This is a genomic window from Maritimimonas sp. 2205BS37-2, assembly GCF_056591755.1.
In genome coordinates, this window is the sequence record NZ_JBWQOI010000001.1 from 998,345 (window position 1) to 1,017,107 (window position 18,763).

The window sequence follows — 18,763 nt, forward strand, 5'->3', positions numbered from 1 at the left end:
TTATGATTGATAATATTATTTTATCAAATCTTAATAAAGCACTAAAAGGCGAGCTTCACTTTGATGCTCTACATAAAAGCATATACGCAACCGATGCTTCTGTTTATAGAAAAATTCCACAAGCAGTTGTATACCCAAAAGATATAGAAGACCTCAAGAAGCTTATAGATTTTGCCAAGACACATGAAACAACACTAATACCAAGAACAGCAGGAACGTCTTTAGCAGGGCAATGCGTTGGTGATGGTATTGTAGTAGATGTATCAAAGTACTTCACATCTATTTTAGCATTTGACAAGACACATAAAACGATAACCGTTCAACCTGGTATTGTTCGTGACGAACTAAATCACTTTTTACTTCCCCACGACCTCTTTTTTGGGCCTAATACCTCTACTTCTAATCGATGTATGATTGGTGGAATGGTGGGTAATAATTCTTCTGGAAGCACTTCAATCCAATATGGTGTTACGCGTGATAAAGTAGTTAAACTAGACACTATTTTAAGCGATGGTAGTGAAGTTGTTTTTTCTGAAATCACATCTAATGAATTCAAAAAGAAAGGGCAAGAGGATTCGTTGGAAGGAACGATTTATCGTACAATATATGAGAGGCTTTTAGAAGAATCGACCCAGCAAAAGATTATAAATGAATTTCCTAAAGCATCTATCCATAGAAGAAATACCGGTTATGCCGTTGATGAGTTTTTAAAATCAGATTTATTCGGCGGTACAGAACCAACTATCAATGTAGCCAAATTTTTAAGTGGCAGCGAAGGCACATTGGCTTTTTCTACAGCAATAACCCTACAATTAGATGACCTCCCTCCTAAGGTTAGTATCATGGTAGCTTCACACTTTAAAAGCATCAAAGAGAGCTTAAAAGCTACTGTTATAGCCATGAATCACAATTTATACACCTGCGAATTAATGGATAAGGTGATTTTAGATTGTACAAAAAACAACCGTGAGCAAGCCAAAAATCGTTTCTTCTTACAAGGAGATCCAGAGGCTGTTTTATTATTGGAAGTAAAAGGCAACACTGTAGAAGAAGCGGAAAGATCTTCAGAGGCTCTAATTTCTGATCTAGAACAAAATAAATATGGTTATCACCATCCAAAAATTTATGGTGACGATATTAAGAAAGTATTAAACTTACGAAAAGCAGGACTTGGGCTTTTGGGAAACATGGTAGGTGATAGAAAAGCCGTTGCCTGTATTGAAGATACTGCTGTAGACTTAAACGATCTCCCCGAATATATAGACGAATTTTCTCAACTCATGAGTAAATACCAGCAACAAGCGGTATACTATGCACATGCGGGCGCTGGTGAGCTACACCTCCGCCCTATTCTGAATTTGAAAAAATCAGAAGATGTGGTCTTGTTTAGAAAAATCACAACAGAAACGGCAAAATTAGTAAAGAAATATAAGGGTTCATTTAGTGGAGAACATGGCGATGGTATTGTTCGTGCAGAGTTTATTCCATTAATGATTGGTGAAGATAATTACCAATTATTAAGAGAAATCAAAAAAGCATTCGATCCGAATAATATTTTTAATAAAGGAAAAATCATCGATGCTTTTGCAATGGATAAAAATCTGCGCTATGAAATAAATCGTAATGAGCCAGATATAAAAACAATTCAAGATTTTTCTGATAGCAAGGGGATCTTACGACTTGCCGAAAAATGCAATGGCTCAGGCGACTGTAGAAAATCAACAGAGGCCGGTGGTACCATGTGCCCGAGTTATAGAGCTACTCAAAACGAAAAAGATACTACCAGAGCCAGAGCTAATACACTACGAGAATTTTTAACCAATTCGAACAAAGCGAATAAATTTGATCATGAAGAATTAAAACAAGTCTTCGATCTTTGTTTGAGCTGCAAGGCCTGTGCAAGTGAATGCCCTAGTAATGTGGATGTAGCAGCATTAAAAGCTGAGTTTTTATATCAATATCAAGAAACTAACGGTTATTCGCTGAGAAATAAACTATTTGCCAATAATGCCAAATACAATAAACTAGGGAGCATTCTACCAAAGCTTACTAATTTTGTACTAAATACCTCTTTGAGTAAACGCACGATGGGCGTTGCAAAAAAACGAAGCATTCCAAAATTGGCTTCTAAAACCCTTCGAAATTGGTTTAGAAATCAAGGCAAGTCAAAAAATAATAAAGAAGTCTATTTATTTTGTGATGAATTTACTAATTATTACGATGTTGAAATCGGAATAGACGTTATTGAACTTCTCGAAAAACTAGGCTATAAAGTATTAATTATTGATCATGAAGAAAGTGGACGTTCCCATATTTCAAAAGGCTTTTTGAAAGAAGCTAAAAAAATAGCGAACACAAACATTGAAATCTTTAAAGACTTAATAACAGAAAATACTCCACTTATTGGTATTGAGCCATCAGCTATTTTGAGTTTTCGAGATGAGTATTTACGTCTAGCAAATAATCAAGCAGCTGCCAAGCAAATTGCCGAGCATACTTTTACTTTAGAAGAATTTATTACCAATGAATTTTCAAAAGGAGTTATTACTAAAGATGCATTTACCAAAGAACCATCAACAATGAAGATCCATGGTCATTGTCATCAAAAGGCATTATCGAATATGCAGGCCACCTTTACGATGCTTAATATTCCCGAAAATTACACTCCAACTATTCTAAATACAGGATGTTGTGGTATGGCTGGGTCTTTTGGTTATGAAGAAGAGCATTACGAAGTAAGTATGCAAGCTGGTGAAGATACTTTATTTCCTAAAGTACGTAAGCTTTCAAATGACATAGAACTTATTGCAGCCGGAACTAGTTGTAGGCATCAAATCTTTGATGGCACAAAACGAATAGCTAAACACCCTGCAACAATTCTAAAAAAAGCTTTACTGCAGTCCTAAACACAAATTTTTCAATAGTATTATTTAATTTAGATATATCAATTATTAATCAAAATCAATAAAAGAATGTCACATCAAAAATTAGCCATTTTCATACTTCTATTCATATCATTGATCATAAATGCACAGAGCGAAAGAACGAACTTAAATTATACCAATGTTAGCTCCAACTTATTAAATCATCTAAAGGAAAATTCAAATCTTTTAGAAACAACCCAGAGCTTTATAGACAAACATTATTCAGAAAATCATATCAAAAACAACCTTACCAAAAATATTTACAACGAACAATATACTCCTCAAAATTTCCTAAGCTTCAATGCTATAAATTCTAATGAGCCCTACGACGACATTAATGCAGTATTGAACCTAAAAAAAGACAGACATCCAATGGAAAAAACGGGTAGAATTCTAACATTCATAGGGGTTCCACTGGCTATTATAGGAGGCATATTGGTTGCGAATGCCGACGAGCTATATTACCAATGTAATAATGGAGACTGCTCTGGCGATGCTGGTGGCGGTTTTGGTATTGTAATGCTAGGTGCGGGATCAGGATTATCAATTACGGGTGCAATCCTATGGATTTCGGGTAGTAAAAAGTAGTCTTTTTTCTGATTAATTTCATTTTTTTAGCCATTTTAAAAGTGTTAGGTATAGGTAACCATACTTCATAAATAAATTTGTACTTTTAGTTTCGCTATATTCAAATCTAATGAAGATCAGACACTTATTATTTTTAGCTGTCTTTTTTATTTTTGGCTGCTCAAAAGATAGTCAAGAAGTTGCTGTACAGACCGGGGATGAAGCAAAAAAATTAACCATATTTTTTGTGAACGATCAACACGGGCAATTAGATAATTTCTCAAAAATCAAACATATCGTTGACCAAGAAAGAGAAAAAACCAATGTCATTTTAGCATGTAGTGGTGATATCTTTTCAGGAAATCCGGTTGTAGACAATCATCCAGATAAAGGATACCCAATGATTGACATCATGAACCATGTGGGTTTTGATATTTCTGTTATTGGCAATCATGAATTTGACTATGGCGAATCCATTTTAACCGATAGAATTAATCAGGCTAATTTTGATTGGGTTTGTGCAAATGTGAATACAGAAAACTCTAGTATTCCTGATCCATTTGACTACAAAACCATTGAAATTGATGGTATGAAGATTACCTTTTTAGGCCTGGTTGAAACCAATGGAAGTGACAATATCACCATACCTTCAACACATCCATGGAGGGTAAAAAATCTGGTTTTTGAAAGACCAGAAAACGTGATAGCACAATATTCTGATGTTAAATCAAGAGAGGGCTCAGATTTATATATTGCTCTTACTCATATTGGATATGATGGATTTAGAGAAAGGCTTGGTGATTTACAGATTGCTACCCAATTTCCATATTTCGATATGATCATTGGAGGGCATTCACACCAAAACATCGACAATACAATCAATAATACGCCTATATTTCAATCGGGCTCTTACCTGAATAACCTTGGCAAAATAGAACTTATCGTAAAAGACAAGGCAATTGAATCTGTTAATTACGAAGCTATTAACCTAAATGCTTATTCAGAACATGACTTGGATTTAAAAACAACTATAGACGCGTATAATGATTTGCCGTCCTTAGCAGAAATAATTGGATACTCGCAATTATTCCACCCAAGATCTACAGTAGGTTGTTTTTATACAGATGCATTAAGAGGCATTATGAATGTAGATGTTACTATTCAAAATACAGGAGGTATTCGTTCGAGCTTAAATGAAGGCGATATTACGAAAAGAGAAATTTTTGAGATATCTCCTTTTAATAACGGAACTGTGGTTTATAATATGACCGTAGCTGAAATCAAAGACTTTTTAAGAGGATCGGGATCAGGTTTTTATTATTCAGGGATTCAAATTGAACAAGTTGGAAATGCAATTGAAATAAAAGATTTAAATAACAATAGTATTCCAGATGCTACTATTTTAACACTGGGTACGAACGATTATATTCCTGCTGTTCACGAAAACTATTTTCCTACCAATGGAACTATTCAACCTCTCACGGCAGCAGAAACTATTATATCTTATTTAGAAAATGAGAATGATCAAGTTAGCTACCCAAATTGTAGGCATTACTTTAGATTTAACTAAGAAACAAAATTCAAATACAATGAACATCAAACATTTTTTACTTGCAGTTTGTATACTAAGCTGCTCTTTTACATTCTCTCAAAAGAAAAAAAAGCTTTCAAAAAATAAAGCCGCTATTCAAGCGTCTGTAGAAAAGCACAAGGAAAATTTAATTAAAATCTCCGATGAGATTTGGGCAAATGCCGAATTAGCCTTTGAAGAGTATAAATCTTCAGAAATCTTAGCCGATTATGCCGAAAAGAATGGATTTAAGGTAGAAAGAGGCGTCGCGGGTATGCCAACTGCTTTTGTTGCTACATATGGCTCTGGCAAGCCTGTTATTAGCGTATTAGGTGAATTCGATGCCTTACCCGGTATTTCGCAAAAGGCAGAACCAACAAAACAAGCGCTAGCAGAAGGTGCCGGTGGTCATGGATGTGGTCATAATCTATTCGGTGCGGGGAGCTTAGGTGCTGCAATTGCAATAAAAGAACGTATAGAACAAGGAAAACTTAAAGGAACTATAAAATTCTTCGGCACTCCTTCTGAAGAAAAGTTTTTCGGTAAAATATGGATGGTACGTGATGGATTGTGGAATGATGTAGATGTAAACATTAGCTGGCACCCTAGTGCTAACATTGAAGCAGATGTACAAAGTTCTTTGGCACTTGTAGACTTTAAGGTAGAATTTTTTGGGCAAGCGGCACATGCATCTGCTGACCCTTGGAATGGAAGAAGTGCTTCTGATGCCCTAGAGCTTTATACCACAGGTATTAATTATTATAGAGAACATGTAAAACCTACAGTTCGCATACATTATCATATACAAGATGGTGGGCAAGTTGTAAATGTGGTTCCTGATTATTCAAAATTATGGGTACGTGTGCGCGATACAAAACGTGAAGGAATGATGCCCGTTTATGAGCGTGTAATGAAAATGGCAGAAGGCGCTGCAATTATGGCTAATGTTGATTATAAAATCTCATTAATATCAGGTATTTATGAAGTATTGGTTAATCGCGCTGGAGGCGCAATTATGCAAGATAATATAGAACTTCTAGGGCCAATTACTTATACTGATGAAGAAATAGCATTTGGTAAAAAGATTCAAGAAGTAACCGGAAAAGAACAAATTGGTATGGATAGTGCCATTAAACCATTGGAAGCCACAAAAGAACATCCAGGCGGAGGTTCAACAGATGTAGGCGATGTTAGTTGGAATGTTCCGAATATTAATTTGTCCGTTACCACTGCTCCTAAAGATACACCATGGCATTCGTGGGCGGTTGTTGCCTGCGGAGGTATGTCAATAGGACATAAAGGAATGATCTATGCATCAAAGGCAATGGCTATGACAATGGCCGATCTATTCGAAAATCCTAAATTAGTTGAAAAGGTAAAGGTGGAGTATAAAGAACGTAAGGGTGATGCCGTGTACAAGGCTATTGTTCCAGACGGCCCTCCTCCTATTCCAGAAAAGAAATAAAATGACCAAATCGTTGTTATTCTTACCTGATATTTCGGGTTTTACTGAATTTGTGCAAACTACAGAAGTATCGCATAGTCAGCATGTAATTGCTGAATTACTCGAAATAATGGTAGGCGCTAATACACAAGATTTACAATTAGCAGAAATTGAAGGAGATGCATTATTCTTTTTTAAAGAGGAAATTCCATCATTAGAAAAACTACTTGCTCAGGTAGAAACAATGTTTACTGCTTTTTACGGGCATTTAAAACTATTAGAGAAAAATCGAATTTGCCCATGTAAGGCATGTTCTACGGCTAAAGATCTACAACTCAAAATCGTTGCGCATAGCGGCGATATTGAGTTTTTAGTGGTTCAGAACAAACGAAAGCCTTTTGGCGCTGCTGTTATTGAGGCGCATAGGTTATTGAAAAATTCAGTAAAAAGTGACACCTATGTTTTATTTAGTATTGAATTAATTAAAGAAATTGCATTGCCTAAAAACTACCAAAGCAAGCTTTTCACCTTTCAAAATGGATCTGACACCTATGATCAAAAAGAGCTCTTTTATGAATATTCCTTGATTCAAAAAGAACGATTAAAATTGAAACCATTTGCACAAGCAAAAAAAGTAACTTTTACAAAATCTCCTTCTATAATCATTGAAAAACAATTTAATACCCCCGCCTCAAATTTACTAGAATACATCACTAATTACAGTTATAGGCATCTTTGGTCAGAAGGCGTTGATCGATTAGAGTTTAATGAAAATGAAGTAACCCGATTAGGCACAGAGCATGCTTGTGTAATTAACGGAAAGCATTTAAACTTTATTACGATCACAAAAAAAGCTGAACCTGGCCAATTAATTTATGGAGAACACCTATTAAATCCGCCAATAGCAGATGAGTTATTTCAATTCTTTGTAATGACTCCATTGACAAATACGTCCTGCAAATTACAAGTTGAAATTTATTTTAAGAGTAAGTCTTTTTTAAAGAAACTAATGGTAACAATTGGTGGAAAACATCTTTTTGAGAAGAATACACGCAAAGCAGTGAATAAATTATTTCAATTTATCAATTCAAGAAATTAAAGCCATAGGCAGTCAATTGCATCTGTAATAAAATGTAAAAGCAAGCCTAAGCCAATAATTCTAGTTCTTTTTATTACAAAGAGAATAGTGTATATTATTAAGGCATAATAGGTATGTAAAGGGTGAAAGTTAATACTACAGCGATTGGGGTCGAATATAGGTGAAGTTAATAAATGATCAAGGTCAATAAGCATTGTTGCAATCATTATCAGCCAAGCTGTTCTCCATTGCTTTCTAAAAAATACATAGGCCAAAAGGCCCGGTAAAAAGAAATGCATCCCATAGTGAACTATAAGGCGAATCAACTCCATTATTTAGGCAAAAACTGATTTTCTAGGTAATTCAAGGCATTAGAACCTTCCATAAACAAGATATCTAAAATACTCAAGTTGTTAATAAAGCCGTATTTATCTGAAAATACCTGTGTATAAGGCTCAAATGTATACGTTTTCTTTGTTTTTGCCTCTGCTAAAAACCTAAAATCATTCGTCGCAGCTTTTTCAAACTTAGCAGTTTTTTCATAGTGCGTATCTAATTGCAATAAATCGCAAATCAGCTTATGAGATTTAAGGTTCAGGTCTAACAAATATTTTTCCTTTCTAGACAAAAGGTCAATAATTTCATCTTCATAAAATTCATAATAGGGCGATGATTGATAAGCCATTTTCATGGCTTTTAAATGCTGTTTGTCCCAACTTTCGCTATAATCAATTCTTATGTCTTTAGTTTTTCTGCTTACATTCTGGTGTTGTACCGGAATATTTAGTAGTTGCTTACCATTTGCACCATAGATATAACATCGAGTTCTATAGGTTTGTTTTTGGTAATTATCTTCTACCTCAAATAAAATAGTATCAGCATTAACTATAGCCACGTACTGGGCAATAGGAGAAAAATAAGTAGGATATAAAAGCAATCTGAATCTCAGTTTATATTTATTTTAATCCAAAACCAGAAGGTAATTAGATCTATCTAAAGGTTAAGCTCTTTTTCTTTTTTTATAGAAATCGTAACCAAACCATAGCGCTAGTACCGCTAAAAAATATGGCAAGTAAGAAACTCTTTTACCTTCACCTCCAACGGTAGTGAAAACTCGATCCCAACGAATAGACTTCAGCTTTCTAACAATATTTGTTTCATTCGAATCCCAACTAAACCATATAAATACCGGTTTACCAACCACATGATCGAAAGGTACATACCCCCATTTACGCGCATCTAGTGAATTTTGACGATTATCACCCATCATCCAATAATAATCTTGCTTAAAGGTATATTCGTTAGTCACTTTTCCATTAATCATGATCTCATCACCATTTACGATTAAATTATTCTTTTCATACTCAGAAATAATGCGTTTATAAAACGGTAAAGAATTTTTATCAAGTTTAACGGTTACTCCTTTTTTAGGAATATAAATTGGCCCAAAATTATCGGTATTCCAACCTAAGCTCGGAACATGTGGAAATACATCTTCACCTTGCCCCTTTATCTGTAATTGCTTTGTAACACCTTTAACAGAAGGGTTTTTCGCAATTCGAGCCGCTTCATCATCTGTCAATGTTAAATAATAGCCTATTGACCCATTTAATTCAATTAAGGCAAACTTCCCTGATCTATCTCTGGCACCTTCTTTAGCTCCATATCTACTAATAAGACTTGATTGACCAATAGCCTGCCCTTCAGTATTTACAAAGAAATTATATTGAGGATGTGCCCTATCGGGTAAAACTGTACGCTTTCCATTAATATATACATATCCTCCTTTGATCTCCATTGAATCTCCTGCAATTGCCACACAGCGCTTTACCAGATTGGTTTTTTTATCTACCGGTTTATAATAATTTCTATCTGGATTAAAATCATCCATTTTTAATAAAGTATCTGCCGGTTGATTAAATACCACAATATCATTCCGCTTAATCTTTTGCACCGCTGGCAGACGCATATAAGGTAATTGCAATTTATTGATTATAGAATACTCACGATTCTCATAGTCATCACTAAATAAATATGATTTTTTCTTAACGAAAGGAATCGTATCATGCACCATCGGAGCCGCTACTGTAGTCATCGGCACTCTTGCTCCATAGTGAAATTTACTTACAATTAAGAAGTCACCTACCAATAACGATTTCTCTAAAGATGAAGATGGAATTAAATAAGGTTGCATAAAATAGGTATGTACTAGCGTAGCCGCAATTATTGCAAATACAATAGAACTTACCCACTCTCCGGCATTTGATCTTGGTTTCAGGCTACGATCTTTAATATATTCTACATCGAGAAAATAATTTACATAGAAAATATATAGTCCAAGTGTTAGGATGACTAAAAAAGTTTCTTGACGTGAAGTTCTTCCAAAACTTCGAATCGTTTCAACCCATACAACCGGAAACATTAATAAGTTAATAATAGGTAGAAACAGTAAAATTATCCACCATTTTGGACGATTAATGATTGTCATTAAAACTATAATACTGTAAATAGGAATTAAGGCCTCCCAAGCTTTCCTCCCAGCTTTTACATATAATTTCCAGGTTCCCAGAAAATGAATTAGCTGAACTATTAATAAAAATATAAACCAACCTTGCAATGTCATCTTAATTTATTCTTTGTATGAAAATGTATGTTTTATTTACTCAAATACCAAGTACGTCTTTCATTGTAAACACTCCTTTTTTGTTTTGCAACCATTCTGCTGCAATTACAGCTCCTAAAGCAAAACCATCTCTATTTTTTGCTGTATGCTTAATTTCGATTTCATCAACTGAAGAATCATAATAAATACTATGTGTTCCAGGAACATTCTCAATCCTTTTAGCAACAATAGGTATCTCATCATTCTTTTTTGTTACATCTAATGCCCATGCATTTTTAGAAGAATTTGCTATCACTCCTTCTGCAAGGGTTATGGCAGTACCACTTGGTGCATCAAGTTTCTGTGTATGATGAATTTCTTCCATGTGCACATTATATTCTTTAAATTTAGCCATCATTTTAGCTAATTGCTTATTTAGTTCGAAAAATAAATTTACACCAAGACTGTAATTTGAAGCATAAATAAAGGTTCCCTCTTTTTCTTGACAAAGTGAAACCGCTTCATCATAACGCTCTAACCATCCAGTGGTGCCAGAAATAACAGGAATATTGGCACTAAAACAAGTAGTGATATTTTCAAATGCCGAACTAGGTATACTAAAATCAATAGCCACGTCGGCCTCGTTTAAATCTCCCTCGATTAGGTTTTTATCCATTTTAGCAACGATAGTATGCTTTCTTTCGGTAGCCAATCGTTCAATGGTTTTACCCATTTTCCCATATCCAAAAAGAGCTATTTTCATCTAAAAATCATATTTAAAAGTAATTCCTGCCAGGGCCTGATTGCTAACGGGAGCTATAAATACGGCCGGGCGCAAGGTTAAATTAGTGTCTAGTGCTTTATCTGGTAAGTGCGCGTCTACATTGGCCTCTAAAATATTTAGAGCATATAGACCTAAAGTAATAAATAAGGATAGATCACGATTCTTTTTAAAAACGTCTTGTGCTCGAATTAATGCATCTTGACTTAAATTTGCTCTTCCATCAACTCCATCAAACTCATGAGGTCTTCCAATAAGATCTAGCTTATAAGCGGTTCTATAGCGATTGAACTGATTGTCATTATCAACATAAAAATAGATACCTGTTCCTAAAGCCGCCCAAACAATGGGTGCCTTCCACCATTTTTTATTGTAAAGCTGCCCTAAACCTGGTAATACGGCTGAATAAAAAGCCGCTCTTGACGGTGATAATGGATCTATACCTTGATTAAGAATAATTCCTTTTTGAGGTACAGAGTCTTTTTCAATAATCAATTCATCGTTCTCTGTTTGCCCAAAAGAACTAACAAAACAAAAAAGAATAAAGAAACTATAAATAGACTTTTGTAGCACTACTGCAGTAATTTTTTTATACGATTGAAGTCTTCTTCAGAGTGAAATGGTATAATGATCTTTCCTTTATTACCAGAAACTTTAACATCTACTTTATGCCCAAAATATTCGCTGATATCTTTCATGCCTTTCCGAACAAATTTTGGCAATTCTTTTGTTTCAGAAACCGGCTCTAGAGATGGTTGTATGCCTTCTCTTAAACTTTTCACTAACTGTTCGGTTTGGCGAACCGACAACTTATTTTTAATGATTCTTTCGTAAATATCAAGTTGGTCATCTTGACTTTCAACATTTATCAAGGCCCTACCATGTCCCATAGTTAAAAAACCATCTCGCATTCCTGTTTGTACGATAGGGTCAAGCTTTAGCAGTCGCAAATAATTTGTAACTGTAGTTCTATTTTTTCCTACACGTGCACTTAGTTGTTCTTGTGTTAACTTAATTTCATCAATTAATCGTTGGTAAGACAGTGCCACCTCGATCGGGTCAAGATCTTGACGTTGAATATTTTCAACTAATGCCATTTCAAGCATTTCTTGATCATTCGCCAAGCGTATATATGCTGGTATTTTCTCTAGTCCAACTAATTTAGAGGCTCTAAAACGGCGTTCACCCGAAACCAGTTGAAATTTATCTCCTTGTAGTTTTCTTACAGTAATAGGCTGAATGACACCCAGTTCTTTAATAGAACTTGCTAATTCTCTTAATGCTTCTTCATTGAAATAAGTACGAGGCTGGTAAGGGTTTACCTCAATAGCATTTAAGTCTATTTCAACAATATTACCAACTACTTTATCTGCATTTTTATCTTGTATAGAGTTGATCTCTTCTACCGAATCTTTTAGTAAAGCAGATAATCCTCTACCTAATGCTTGCTTTTTTACTGCTTTCGCCATTATTTACATTCTTTTTTAGAATTTCGTGCGCTAAGTTAATATAATTAACCGCACCCTTACTTGTAGCATCATATGCAATAATACTCTCACCAAAACTCGGGGCTTCTCCTAAGCGAATATTACGTTGTATGATCGTTTTAAATACCATGGTATGAAAGTGCTTTTTAACCTCTGCAACCACTTGATTAGATAATCGCAAACGAGAATCGTACATTGTTAATAGTAATCCTTCTATATCAAGTTCTGCATTGTGTACTTTCTGAACACTCTTAATGGTATTTAAAAGCTTTCCCAGCCCTTCTAATGCATAATATTCACATTGTATGGGTATAATTACGGCATCGGCAGCTGTTAAGGCATTCAAAGTTATCAAACCTAAAGATGGCGCACAATCTATTACAATATAATCGTAATCTGCCTGCACTTCACGAAGTGCTTGCTTTAACATATACTCACGGCGATCTTTATCTACCAATTCTATCTCTATAGCAACCAGATCAATATGTGCTGGAATAATATCTACATTAGGTGAATTGGTTTTTACAATAGCTTCTCTAGCGGTAGTTGTATGCTCTAATAATTGATACGTGCCATCAGTAACACTTTCTACATCGATACCCAACCCGGAAGTTGCATTAGCCTGCGGGTCAGCATCTATTAATAGAACTTTTTGCTCTAGAACACCCAAAGCCGCAGCTAAATTTATTGTAGTAGTTGTTTTACCAACGCCTCCTTTTTGATTAGCAATTGCTATAATTTTACCCATTAAAATTGCATGATAATTAAAGGTGTAAAAATACGATTATTTAGCACTTATAAAAATGAAGTTTTAAACAATGAGAAGCTATTTTCTTAACAAGTTTAGAATCAAAAAACTACGATGAGCATAAAATAATTCGGCTAGAATCAAATCCGGCTAAAAAATTAAAAATTTTTATAAAAAAACTATTTGTCAAACACAAAAAGGTTTGTATATTTGCGCTCGATTTTAGCAAGGCTTTATTTATCATTAAAGCATCAAAAAAATAGAAATACATTTTATTAAAGATATACTGAAATGAAAAGAACGTATCAGCCATCAAAAAGAAAGAGAAGAAATAAACACGGCTTTATGGAAAGAATGGCTAGTGTTAATGGTAGAAAAGTACTAGCTAGAAGAAGAGCTAAAGGTAGAAAGAGATTAACTGTTTCTTCTGAAGCTAGACCAAAGAAGTAATGAATTTTCATTTATACTATCCCAAGGTGTTACTGATTTTAGTAACACCTTTTTTTATATCTTTTTGATAAGTTTTTTAAGACTACTTATCGTATAAAATCAAAAATTAAAATATTTGCATCCAATTAAAAAAAGACTCAAATAACAATGCCGAAAAACAACACCATCAAATCAGTTTTAATTATAGGTTCTGGACCCATTATTATTGGGCAAGCATGTGAATTTGATTACTCGGGCTCTCAGTCATTGCGTTCATTAAGAGAAGAAGGAATTGAAACCATTCTTATTAATTCGAATCCAGCTACCATTATGACTGATCCTTCAATGGCAGATCATGTGTACTTATTACCATTAACAACAAAGTCTATTGTTAAAATTTTAAAAGAACATCCTCAAATTGATGCCGTTCTACCGACTATGGGAGGTCAAACAGCACTAAATCTATGTATTGAAGCTGATAACAAAGGTATATGGAAAGACTTTGATGTTCAATTAATTGGTGTTGACATTGAAGCTATAAATATTACCGAAGACCGAGAACAGTTTCGCGAATTGATGACCAAAATTGGTGTGAAAATGGCACCGCAAGCAACAGCAACTTCCTTTTTAAAAGGGAAAGAAATTGCACAAGAATTTGGTTTTCCCTTAGTAATTCGATCATCGTATACCTTAGGAGGTGCGGGTGCTTCCATCGTATATAAAGCTGAAGATTTTGATGACCTCTTAAGAAGAGGGCTTGAAGCTTCTCCTATTCATGAAGTTATGATAGACAAAGCTATGATGGGGTGGAAAGAGTTTGAGTTGGAGTTATTACGTGATAGAAATGATAATGTAGTTATTATTTGTACTATTGAAAATATGGATCCAATGGGCATACATACGGGTGACTCTATTACTGTAGCTCCCGCAATGACGCTTTCTGATAAGACTTTTCAAAAGATGCGTGACATGGCGATCCACATGATGCGCTCTATTGGTGATTTTGAAGGAGGATGTAATGTGCAATTTGCCGTAAGTCCTGATGAAGAAGAAGAAATTATTGCCATCGAAATTAATCCGCGTGTATCTAGATCATCTGCGTTAGCAAGTAAAGCAACCGGATATCCTATTGCGAAAATCGCTACAAAATTAGCCATCGGTTATACACTCGATGAACTCGATAACCAGATTACAAAATCTACTTCTGCGTTATTTGAGCCTACACTAGACTACGTAATTGTAAAAATACCTCGTTGGAACTTTGATAAATTTGAAGGTAGTGATCGTACACTTGGCCTACAAATGAAAGCTGTGGGCGAAGTTATGGGTATTGGACGTTCTTTCCAAGAAGCTTTACATAAGGCCACTCAATCCCTTGAAATTAAGCGAAATGGCATTGGTGCTGATGGTAAAAGTTATACTAGTTATGAGTTAATCAAAGATAAACTTAGAAATGCCAGTTGGGATCGTGTTTTTGCAATTTATGATGCTATTCAAATTGGTATGCCTTTGAGTAAAATTCATCAAATAACCAAGATCGATATGTGGTTCTTAAAACAATATGAAGAACTATATACCATTGAAAAAGAAATTTCTACTTATACTTTAGAATCGTTACCTAAAGAATTATTATTAGAAGCAAAGCAAAAAGGTTATGGCGATCGTCAGATTGCTCATATGTTAGGCTGCCTGGAGAGTCAAGTATATAAAAAACGCCAAGATTTAAATATCAATAGAGTTTATAAATTAGTGGACACTTGTGCTGCAGAGTTTAAAGCAGAAACACCTTACTACTACTCTACTTTTGAAAGTAATATAATTGTTGATGGTAAGGCATATGCCGAAAATGAATCTATAGTTTCTGATAAAAAGAAAATAATTGTTTTAGGGTCTGGACCAAATAGAATCGGACAAGGAATAGAGTTTGATTATTGTTGTGTGCATGGTGTCTTAGCGGCTAAAGAGGCCGGCTATGAAACCATTATGATCAATTGTAATCCTGAAACGGTTTCTACCGATTTTGACACTGCCGATAAACTTTATTTCGAGCCTGTTTTCTGGGAGCATATTTACGATATCATACAACACGAAAAACCAGAAGGGGTTATCGTTCAGCTTGGCGGTCAAACAGCTTTAAAACTTGCAGAAAAGCTTGATAAGTGGGGAATTAAAATCATTGGAACTTCTTTTGAAGCATTAGATCTTGCCGAAGATAGAGGACGTTTCTCTACCCTATTAAAAGAGTTAGAAATTCCATATCCTAAATTTGATACGGCAACAACAGCAGAAGAAGCTTTAGCAGTTGCCGATAAATTAGACTTCCCTATATTAGTTCGTCCTTCTTACGTACTTGGTGGACAGGGAATGAAAATTGTGATCAATAAAGAAGAGCTAGAAGATCATGTGGTTGATCTTCTTAGAAAAATACCTAATAATGTATTATTACTAGATCATTACCTCGATGGAGCCATAGAAGCCGAAGCAGATTCGATCTGTGATGGCGAAAATGTTCAGATTATTGGTATTATGGAACATATTGAGCCTTGTGGAGTGCATTCTGGTGATTCAAATGCTACGCTACCTCCATTTAATTTAGGAGAGTTCGTAATGCAGCAAATAAAGGATCATACCCTTAAAATTGCAAAAGCATTAAAAACGGTTGGATTAATTAATATACAATTTGCTATTAAGGATGATATAGTCTATATCATTGAGGCAAACCCAAGAGCTTCTCGTACAGTACCATTCATTGCTAAAGCGTACGGTGAGCCCTATGTGAATTATGCTACCAAAGTAATGCTTGGTGTCAATAAGGTAAAAGATTTTAAATTCAATCCGCGGTTAGATGGATATGCGATCAAGCAGCCTGTATTCTCATTTAATAAATTCCCTAATGTGGATAAACGTTTAGGACCAGAGATGAAATCTACCGGAGAAAGTATTTTATTTATTGAGGATTTAAAAGATGATCAATTTTACGAGTTATATTCGAGACGTAAAATGTATTTGAGTAAGTAAATCACTTAGCACCTAACCATTGATTTCGTTTATTCAACGCTTTTTTTGTTGGTTTTTCGAATATTTCCGTAACATATAAATTATTAGAATCGAAAGTAAGTTCTGTTTCTTTTTGTTGATTGTAACGCTTAAATGTAACTTTAACTGTCTGATTAGGTTTAAATTGAGATAAGTACTCCTTTGGCTTTAATGACGAATTAACCATGTTATCATTTATAGAAACGATCTGGTCGCCAATACTAAGTTTTGCATTATGTGAGGCACTACCTTCGTTTGGATTCGATATTAATATAAAATCGTTATTTAAACGAACTCCTATGCTTACTTCTTGCTGTTTTGATTGCTCAAAAGAGACCCCAACAGTACCAAACAAGGTTTTATAATCTGGCATTTGACTATTGAAAATATACTTGGTAAAGAATTCTGTTGCGTACTGGGCTCCTGCATAATCCATCAATAATTTCTGCAAATCCCTTACCGTATAAGGTATTTCTGACTTTCCATATGTCTTCCAAACAAGTTTCATAAAATCATCAAGGTTTTTGTTTTCTTTAAGGTTTCTCAAAGATAAGTCTAAAGCTAGGCCCAAAACACTTCCATATGTATAGTAGGATATAAAGGTATTTTCTCTATTCACCGGATCAACCGAACGCGCGGCATCCACGAAAGGCGCTTGGTAACTCATCTCTATAGGATTGAAATAGGTACGAGCAGGTGAATTCCAGACATAGTTTAGTCCACCAGCTAAACGCTTTATATAATCTTCTTGTGAGAGTAATCCCGCACGACATAAAATCAAGTTTGTATAATAACTTGTAAAACCTTCTGCAAACCATAACTCACCAGACATATTTGCTTCTTCATAATCAAATGGCTCTAAACTTCTTGGTCTAATGCGTTCTACATTCCAGGCATGAAAAAACTCATGAGAAACAGTCCCCATGTTGCGCTTCATACCTCCATCGGCCAAACTTCGAGTTGATGTTAAAATGGTGGAATTTCTATGTTCCATTCCATCACCTGAGGCATTAGGTATGTAACATGCCAAAAAAGTATATTCGTTATAATCAAAATCTGGTAGCTCCCCATAAACTTCCATTTGTTGTTTGACAACTTTTTTTACACCTTCAAAGTACTTGTCAAATTCGGCATCACTACCATTATGATGCAAAACAAATTTGATTGTTTTCTCCTTTCCCTGATCGTTTACTTTAAATTTTCTTATGGAATGATTGCTTATTTCGGTAGGGCTATCCATAAAATAATGCAAATTAGGCGCATAAAAAGTATTATTACCCATTGGTTTCAATTGAGTTGCGACTTTCCAACCTAAATCATTACGAACATCAAACGTTATGTTTATGGGGCGATGTTCATAGTTTCTAGCATACATAAATGTTGCAGGTATATTGAGATGAGCATGGGTTTCATCTATTTGAGAATAGGTTCCTCCTCCTCTATTAGCATATAGTGTATAGGTAATTTTCACAGTACCATTGTGCCCTGAAACATTCCATTGATACGGACTTGGTCTAGTGACTATTAATTTATTTCCCCTACCATCTTCAGCTTTTACAGCATATACGTTTTTAGCAAATTCGTGTAATGCATAACGTCCAGGAGATGTTCTACTCATGCGTAATTCGAGAATTTCATTCTCTAAATTATTGAACGTTGCTTCTACCACCGCCTCATGATGAACTGCATTTTCGAAATAAATATTATAGTTATTATGAGTTTGCGAAAAACTGATAAGGCATCCTAAAAAAATGATGCTTAGAGATAGATTCTTCATTTATATTAACTTATTAGATTACCCTCTTCATCCTACATAGCGATATTTACTCCTGTGTCTCGTTTAACACTTTTTTCAAACCACTTGGGTTCATTCGAAAGTTTATCTTCTTTTAATACTTCTGTTCGTACATTTGGGATATTACCTATATAACCAAAGTCTTTAATGTCCGTTTTGCAGTTAAATATCTCATTAAGGTAAGGTTAAACCTTAATCCGTACGATTATATCAAAAGTATTTGGAGTTTGCTTTATTTGCATAGTATATAAGTTGGTTAACCAAATATACTAAAGTTCCGTCATTTGATTTAGTTATTATTA

15 protein-coding genes are annotated in these 18,763 nt (G+C 34.7%); 7 read left to right on the forward strand and 8 right to left on the reverse strand.

The genetic code is table 11. The features are described from left to right. Window positions 1-2: 2 nt before the first annotated feature. The 5 genes from AC1EUU_RS04760 (at window position 3) to AC1EUU_RS04780 (ending at window position 7,604) form a co-directional block, all read left to right on the forward strand. Entirely contained in the window at window positions 3-2,906 is a 2,904-nt protein-coding gene (locus tag AC1EUU_RS04760; RefSeq protein ID WP_480200233.1) for an FAD-binding and (Fe-S)-binding domain-containing protein, read from the forward strand. Between the two features lie 66 nt (window positions 2,907-2,972). Then, window positions 2,973-3,512 (forward strand): hypothetical protein, encoded by a 540-nt coding sequence (locus tag AC1EUU_RS04765; RefSeq protein ID WP_480200234.1) that lies wholly within the window; start codon window positions 2,973-2,975, stop codon window positions 3,510-3,512. Window positions 3,513-3,621: 109 nt separating this feature from the next. After that, entirely contained in the window at window positions 3,622-5,061 is a 1,440-nt protein-coding gene (locus AC1EUU_RS04770) for a bifunctional metallophosphatase/5'-nucleotidase (protein WP_480200235.1), read from the forward strand. Between the two features lie 19 nt (window positions 5,062-5,080). Then, window positions 5,081-6,526, forward strand: coding sequence for an amidohydrolase (locus AC1EUU_RS04775; RefSeq protein ID WP_480200236.1), 1,446 nt, complete (start codon window positions 5,081-5,083; stop codon window positions 6,524-6,526). 1 nt (window position 6,527) lies between these two features. Continuing rightward, window positions 6,528-7,604, forward strand: a complete 1,077-nt coding sequence (locus AC1EUU_RS04780; RefSeq protein WP_480200237.1) for a DUF2652 domain-containing protein — start codon at window positions 6,528-6,530, stop codon at window positions 7,602-7,604. Here AC1EUU_RS04780 and AC1EUU_RS04785 read toward each other — a convergent pair. The 7 genes from AC1EUU_RS04785 to AC1EUU_RS04815 all read right to left on the reverse strand — a co-directional run bounded on the left by AC1EUU_RS04785 (window position 7,601) and on the right by AC1EUU_RS04815 (window position 13,201). Beyond that, the gene (locus AC1EUU_RS04785) at window positions 7,601-7,915 is read right to left on the reverse strand and encodes a DUF6122 family protein (protein ID WP_480200238.1); all 315 of its coding nucleotides are present in this window, start codon (window positions 7,913-7,915) and stop codon (window positions 7,601-7,603) included. The two genes, AC1EUU_RS04780 and AC1EUU_RS04785, sit on opposite strands and share 4 nt — an antisense overlap. Then, a complete protein-coding gene (locus AC1EUU_RS04790) occupies window positions 7,915-8,520 on the reverse strand; it encodes a WbqC family protein (RefSeq protein WP_480200239.1) in 606 nt (201 codons plus the stop codon). The genes AC1EUU_RS04785 and AC1EUU_RS04790 overlap by 1 nt, the downstream gene beginning before the upstream one ends. A gap of 63 nt (window positions 8,521-8,583) precedes the next feature. Further along, window positions 8,584-10,206 (reverse strand): signal peptidase I, encoded by a 1,623-nt coding sequence (lepB, locus tag AC1EUU_RS04795; protein ID WP_480200240.1) that lies wholly within the window; start codon window positions 10,204-10,206, stop codon window positions 8,584-8,586. A 40-nt stretch (window positions 10,207-10,246) separates the two neighbouring features. Continuing rightward, a complete protein-coding gene (dapB, locus tag AC1EUU_RS04800; protein ID WP_480200241.1) occupies window positions 10,247-10,948 on the reverse strand; it encodes a 4-hydroxy-tetrahydrodipicolinate reductase in 702 nt (233 codons plus the stop codon). Beyond that, complete coding sequence (locus AC1EUU_RS04805) at window positions 10,949-11,539, reverse strand: DUF5683 domain-containing protein (RefSeq protein ID WP_480200242.1); 591 nt, start codon at window positions 11,537-11,539, stop codon at window positions 10,949-10,951. Continuing rightward, window positions 11,539-12,435 (reverse strand): ParB/RepB/Spo0J family partition protein, encoded by an 897-nt coding sequence (locus AC1EUU_RS04810; protein ID WP_480200243.1) that lies wholly within the window; start codon window positions 12,433-12,435, stop codon window positions 11,539-11,541. The genes AC1EUU_RS04805 and AC1EUU_RS04810 overlap by 1 nt, the downstream gene beginning before the upstream one ends. Then, window positions 12,401-13,201 (reverse strand): ParA family protein, encoded by an 801-nt coding sequence (locus tag AC1EUU_RS04815; protein ID WP_480200244.1) that lies wholly within the window; start codon window positions 13,199-13,201, stop codon window positions 12,401-12,403. The genes AC1EUU_RS04810 and AC1EUU_RS04815 overlap by 35 nt, the downstream gene beginning before the upstream one ends. A 291-nt stretch (window positions 13,202-13,492) precedes the next feature. Between AC1EUU_RS04815 and rpmH the strand changes: the two genes are divergently transcribed. Both rpmH and carB read left to right on the forward strand, forming a co-directional pair. After that, the gene (gene rpmH / locus AC1EUU_RS04820) at window positions 13,493-13,651 is read left to right on the forward strand and encodes a 50S ribosomal protein L34 (protein ID WP_480200245.1); all 159 of its coding nucleotides are present in this window, start codon (window positions 13,493-13,495) and stop codon (window positions 13,649-13,651) included. A gap of 147 nt (window positions 13,652-13,798) precedes the next feature. Beyond that, on the forward strand, window positions 13,799-16,648 hold the full coding sequence (gene carB / locus AC1EUU_RS04825) for a carbamoyl-phosphate synthase large subunit (RefSeq protein WP_480200246.1): 2,850 nt from the start codon (window positions 13,799-13,801) through the stop codon (window positions 16,646-16,648). 1 nt (window position 16,649) lies between these two features. On the opposite strand, the gene AC1EUU_RS04830 is transcribed toward carB, so the two are convergent. Further along, window positions 16,650-18,443 (reverse strand): M61 family metallopeptidase, encoded by a 1,794-nt coding sequence (locus AC1EUU_RS04830; RefSeq protein ID WP_480200247.1) that lies wholly within the window; start codon window positions 18,441-18,443, stop codon window positions 16,650-16,652. Between the last annotated feature and the right edge of the window lie 320 nt (window positions 18,444-18,763).

What these genes read in the sequence shown, in the direction of transcription:
- AC1EUU_RS04780 (WP_480200237.1), top strand. Translation starts at nt 6,528, where the DNA reads ATGACCAAATCGTTGTTATTCTTACCTGATATTTCGGGTTTTACTGAA.
- AC1EUU_RS04810 (WP_480200243.1), bottom strand. Translation starts at nt 12,435, where the DNA reads ATGGCGAAAGCAGTAAAAAAGCAAGCATTAGGTAGAGGATTATCTGCT.
- AC1EUU_RS04770 (WP_480200235.1), top strand. Translation starts at nt 3,622, where the DNA reads ATGAAGATCAGACACTTATTATTTTTAGCTGTCTTTTTTATTTTTGGC.
- AC1EUU_RS04765 (WP_480200234.1), top strand. Translation starts at nt 2,973, where the DNA reads ATGTCACATCAAAAATTAGCCATTTTCATACTTCTATTCATATCATTG.
- lepB (WP_480200240.1), bottom strand. Translation starts at nt 10,206, where the DNA reads ATGACATTGCAAGGTTGGTTTATATTTTTATTAATAGTTCAGCTAATT.
- AC1EUU_RS04760 (WP_480200233.1), top strand. Translation starts at nt 3, where the DNA reads ATGATTGATAATATTATTTTATCAAATCTTAATAAAGCACTAAAAGGC.
- AC1EUU_RS04775 (WP_480200236.1), top strand. Translation starts at nt 5,081, where the DNA reads ATGAACATCAAACATTTTTTACTTGCAGTTTGTATACTAAGCTGCTCT.
- dapB (WP_480200241.1), bottom strand. Translation starts at nt 10,948, where the DNA reads ATGAAAATAGCTCTTTTTGGATATGGGAAAATGGGTAAAACCATTGAA.
- AC1EUU_RS04785 (WP_480200238.1), bottom strand. Translation starts at nt 7,915, where the DNA reads ATGGAGTTGATTCGCCTTATAGTTCACTATGGGATGCATTTCTTTTTA.
- rpmH (WP_480200245.1), top strand. Translation starts at nt 13,493, where the DNA reads ATGAAAAGAACGTATCAGCCATCAAAAAGAAAGAGAAGAAATAAACAC.
- AC1EUU_RS04830 (WP_480200247.1), bottom strand. Translation starts at nt 18,443, where the DNA reads ATGAAGAATCTATCTCTAAGCATCATTTTTTTAGGATGCCTTATCAGT.
- AC1EUU_RS04815 (WP_480200244.1), bottom strand. Translation starts at nt 13,201, where the DNA reads ATGGGTAAAATTATAGCAATTGCTAATCAAAAAGGAGGCGTTGGTAAA.
- carB (WP_480200246.1), top strand. Translation starts at nt 13,799, where the DNA reads ATGCCGAAAAACAACACCATCAAATCAGTTTTAATTATAGGTTCTGGA.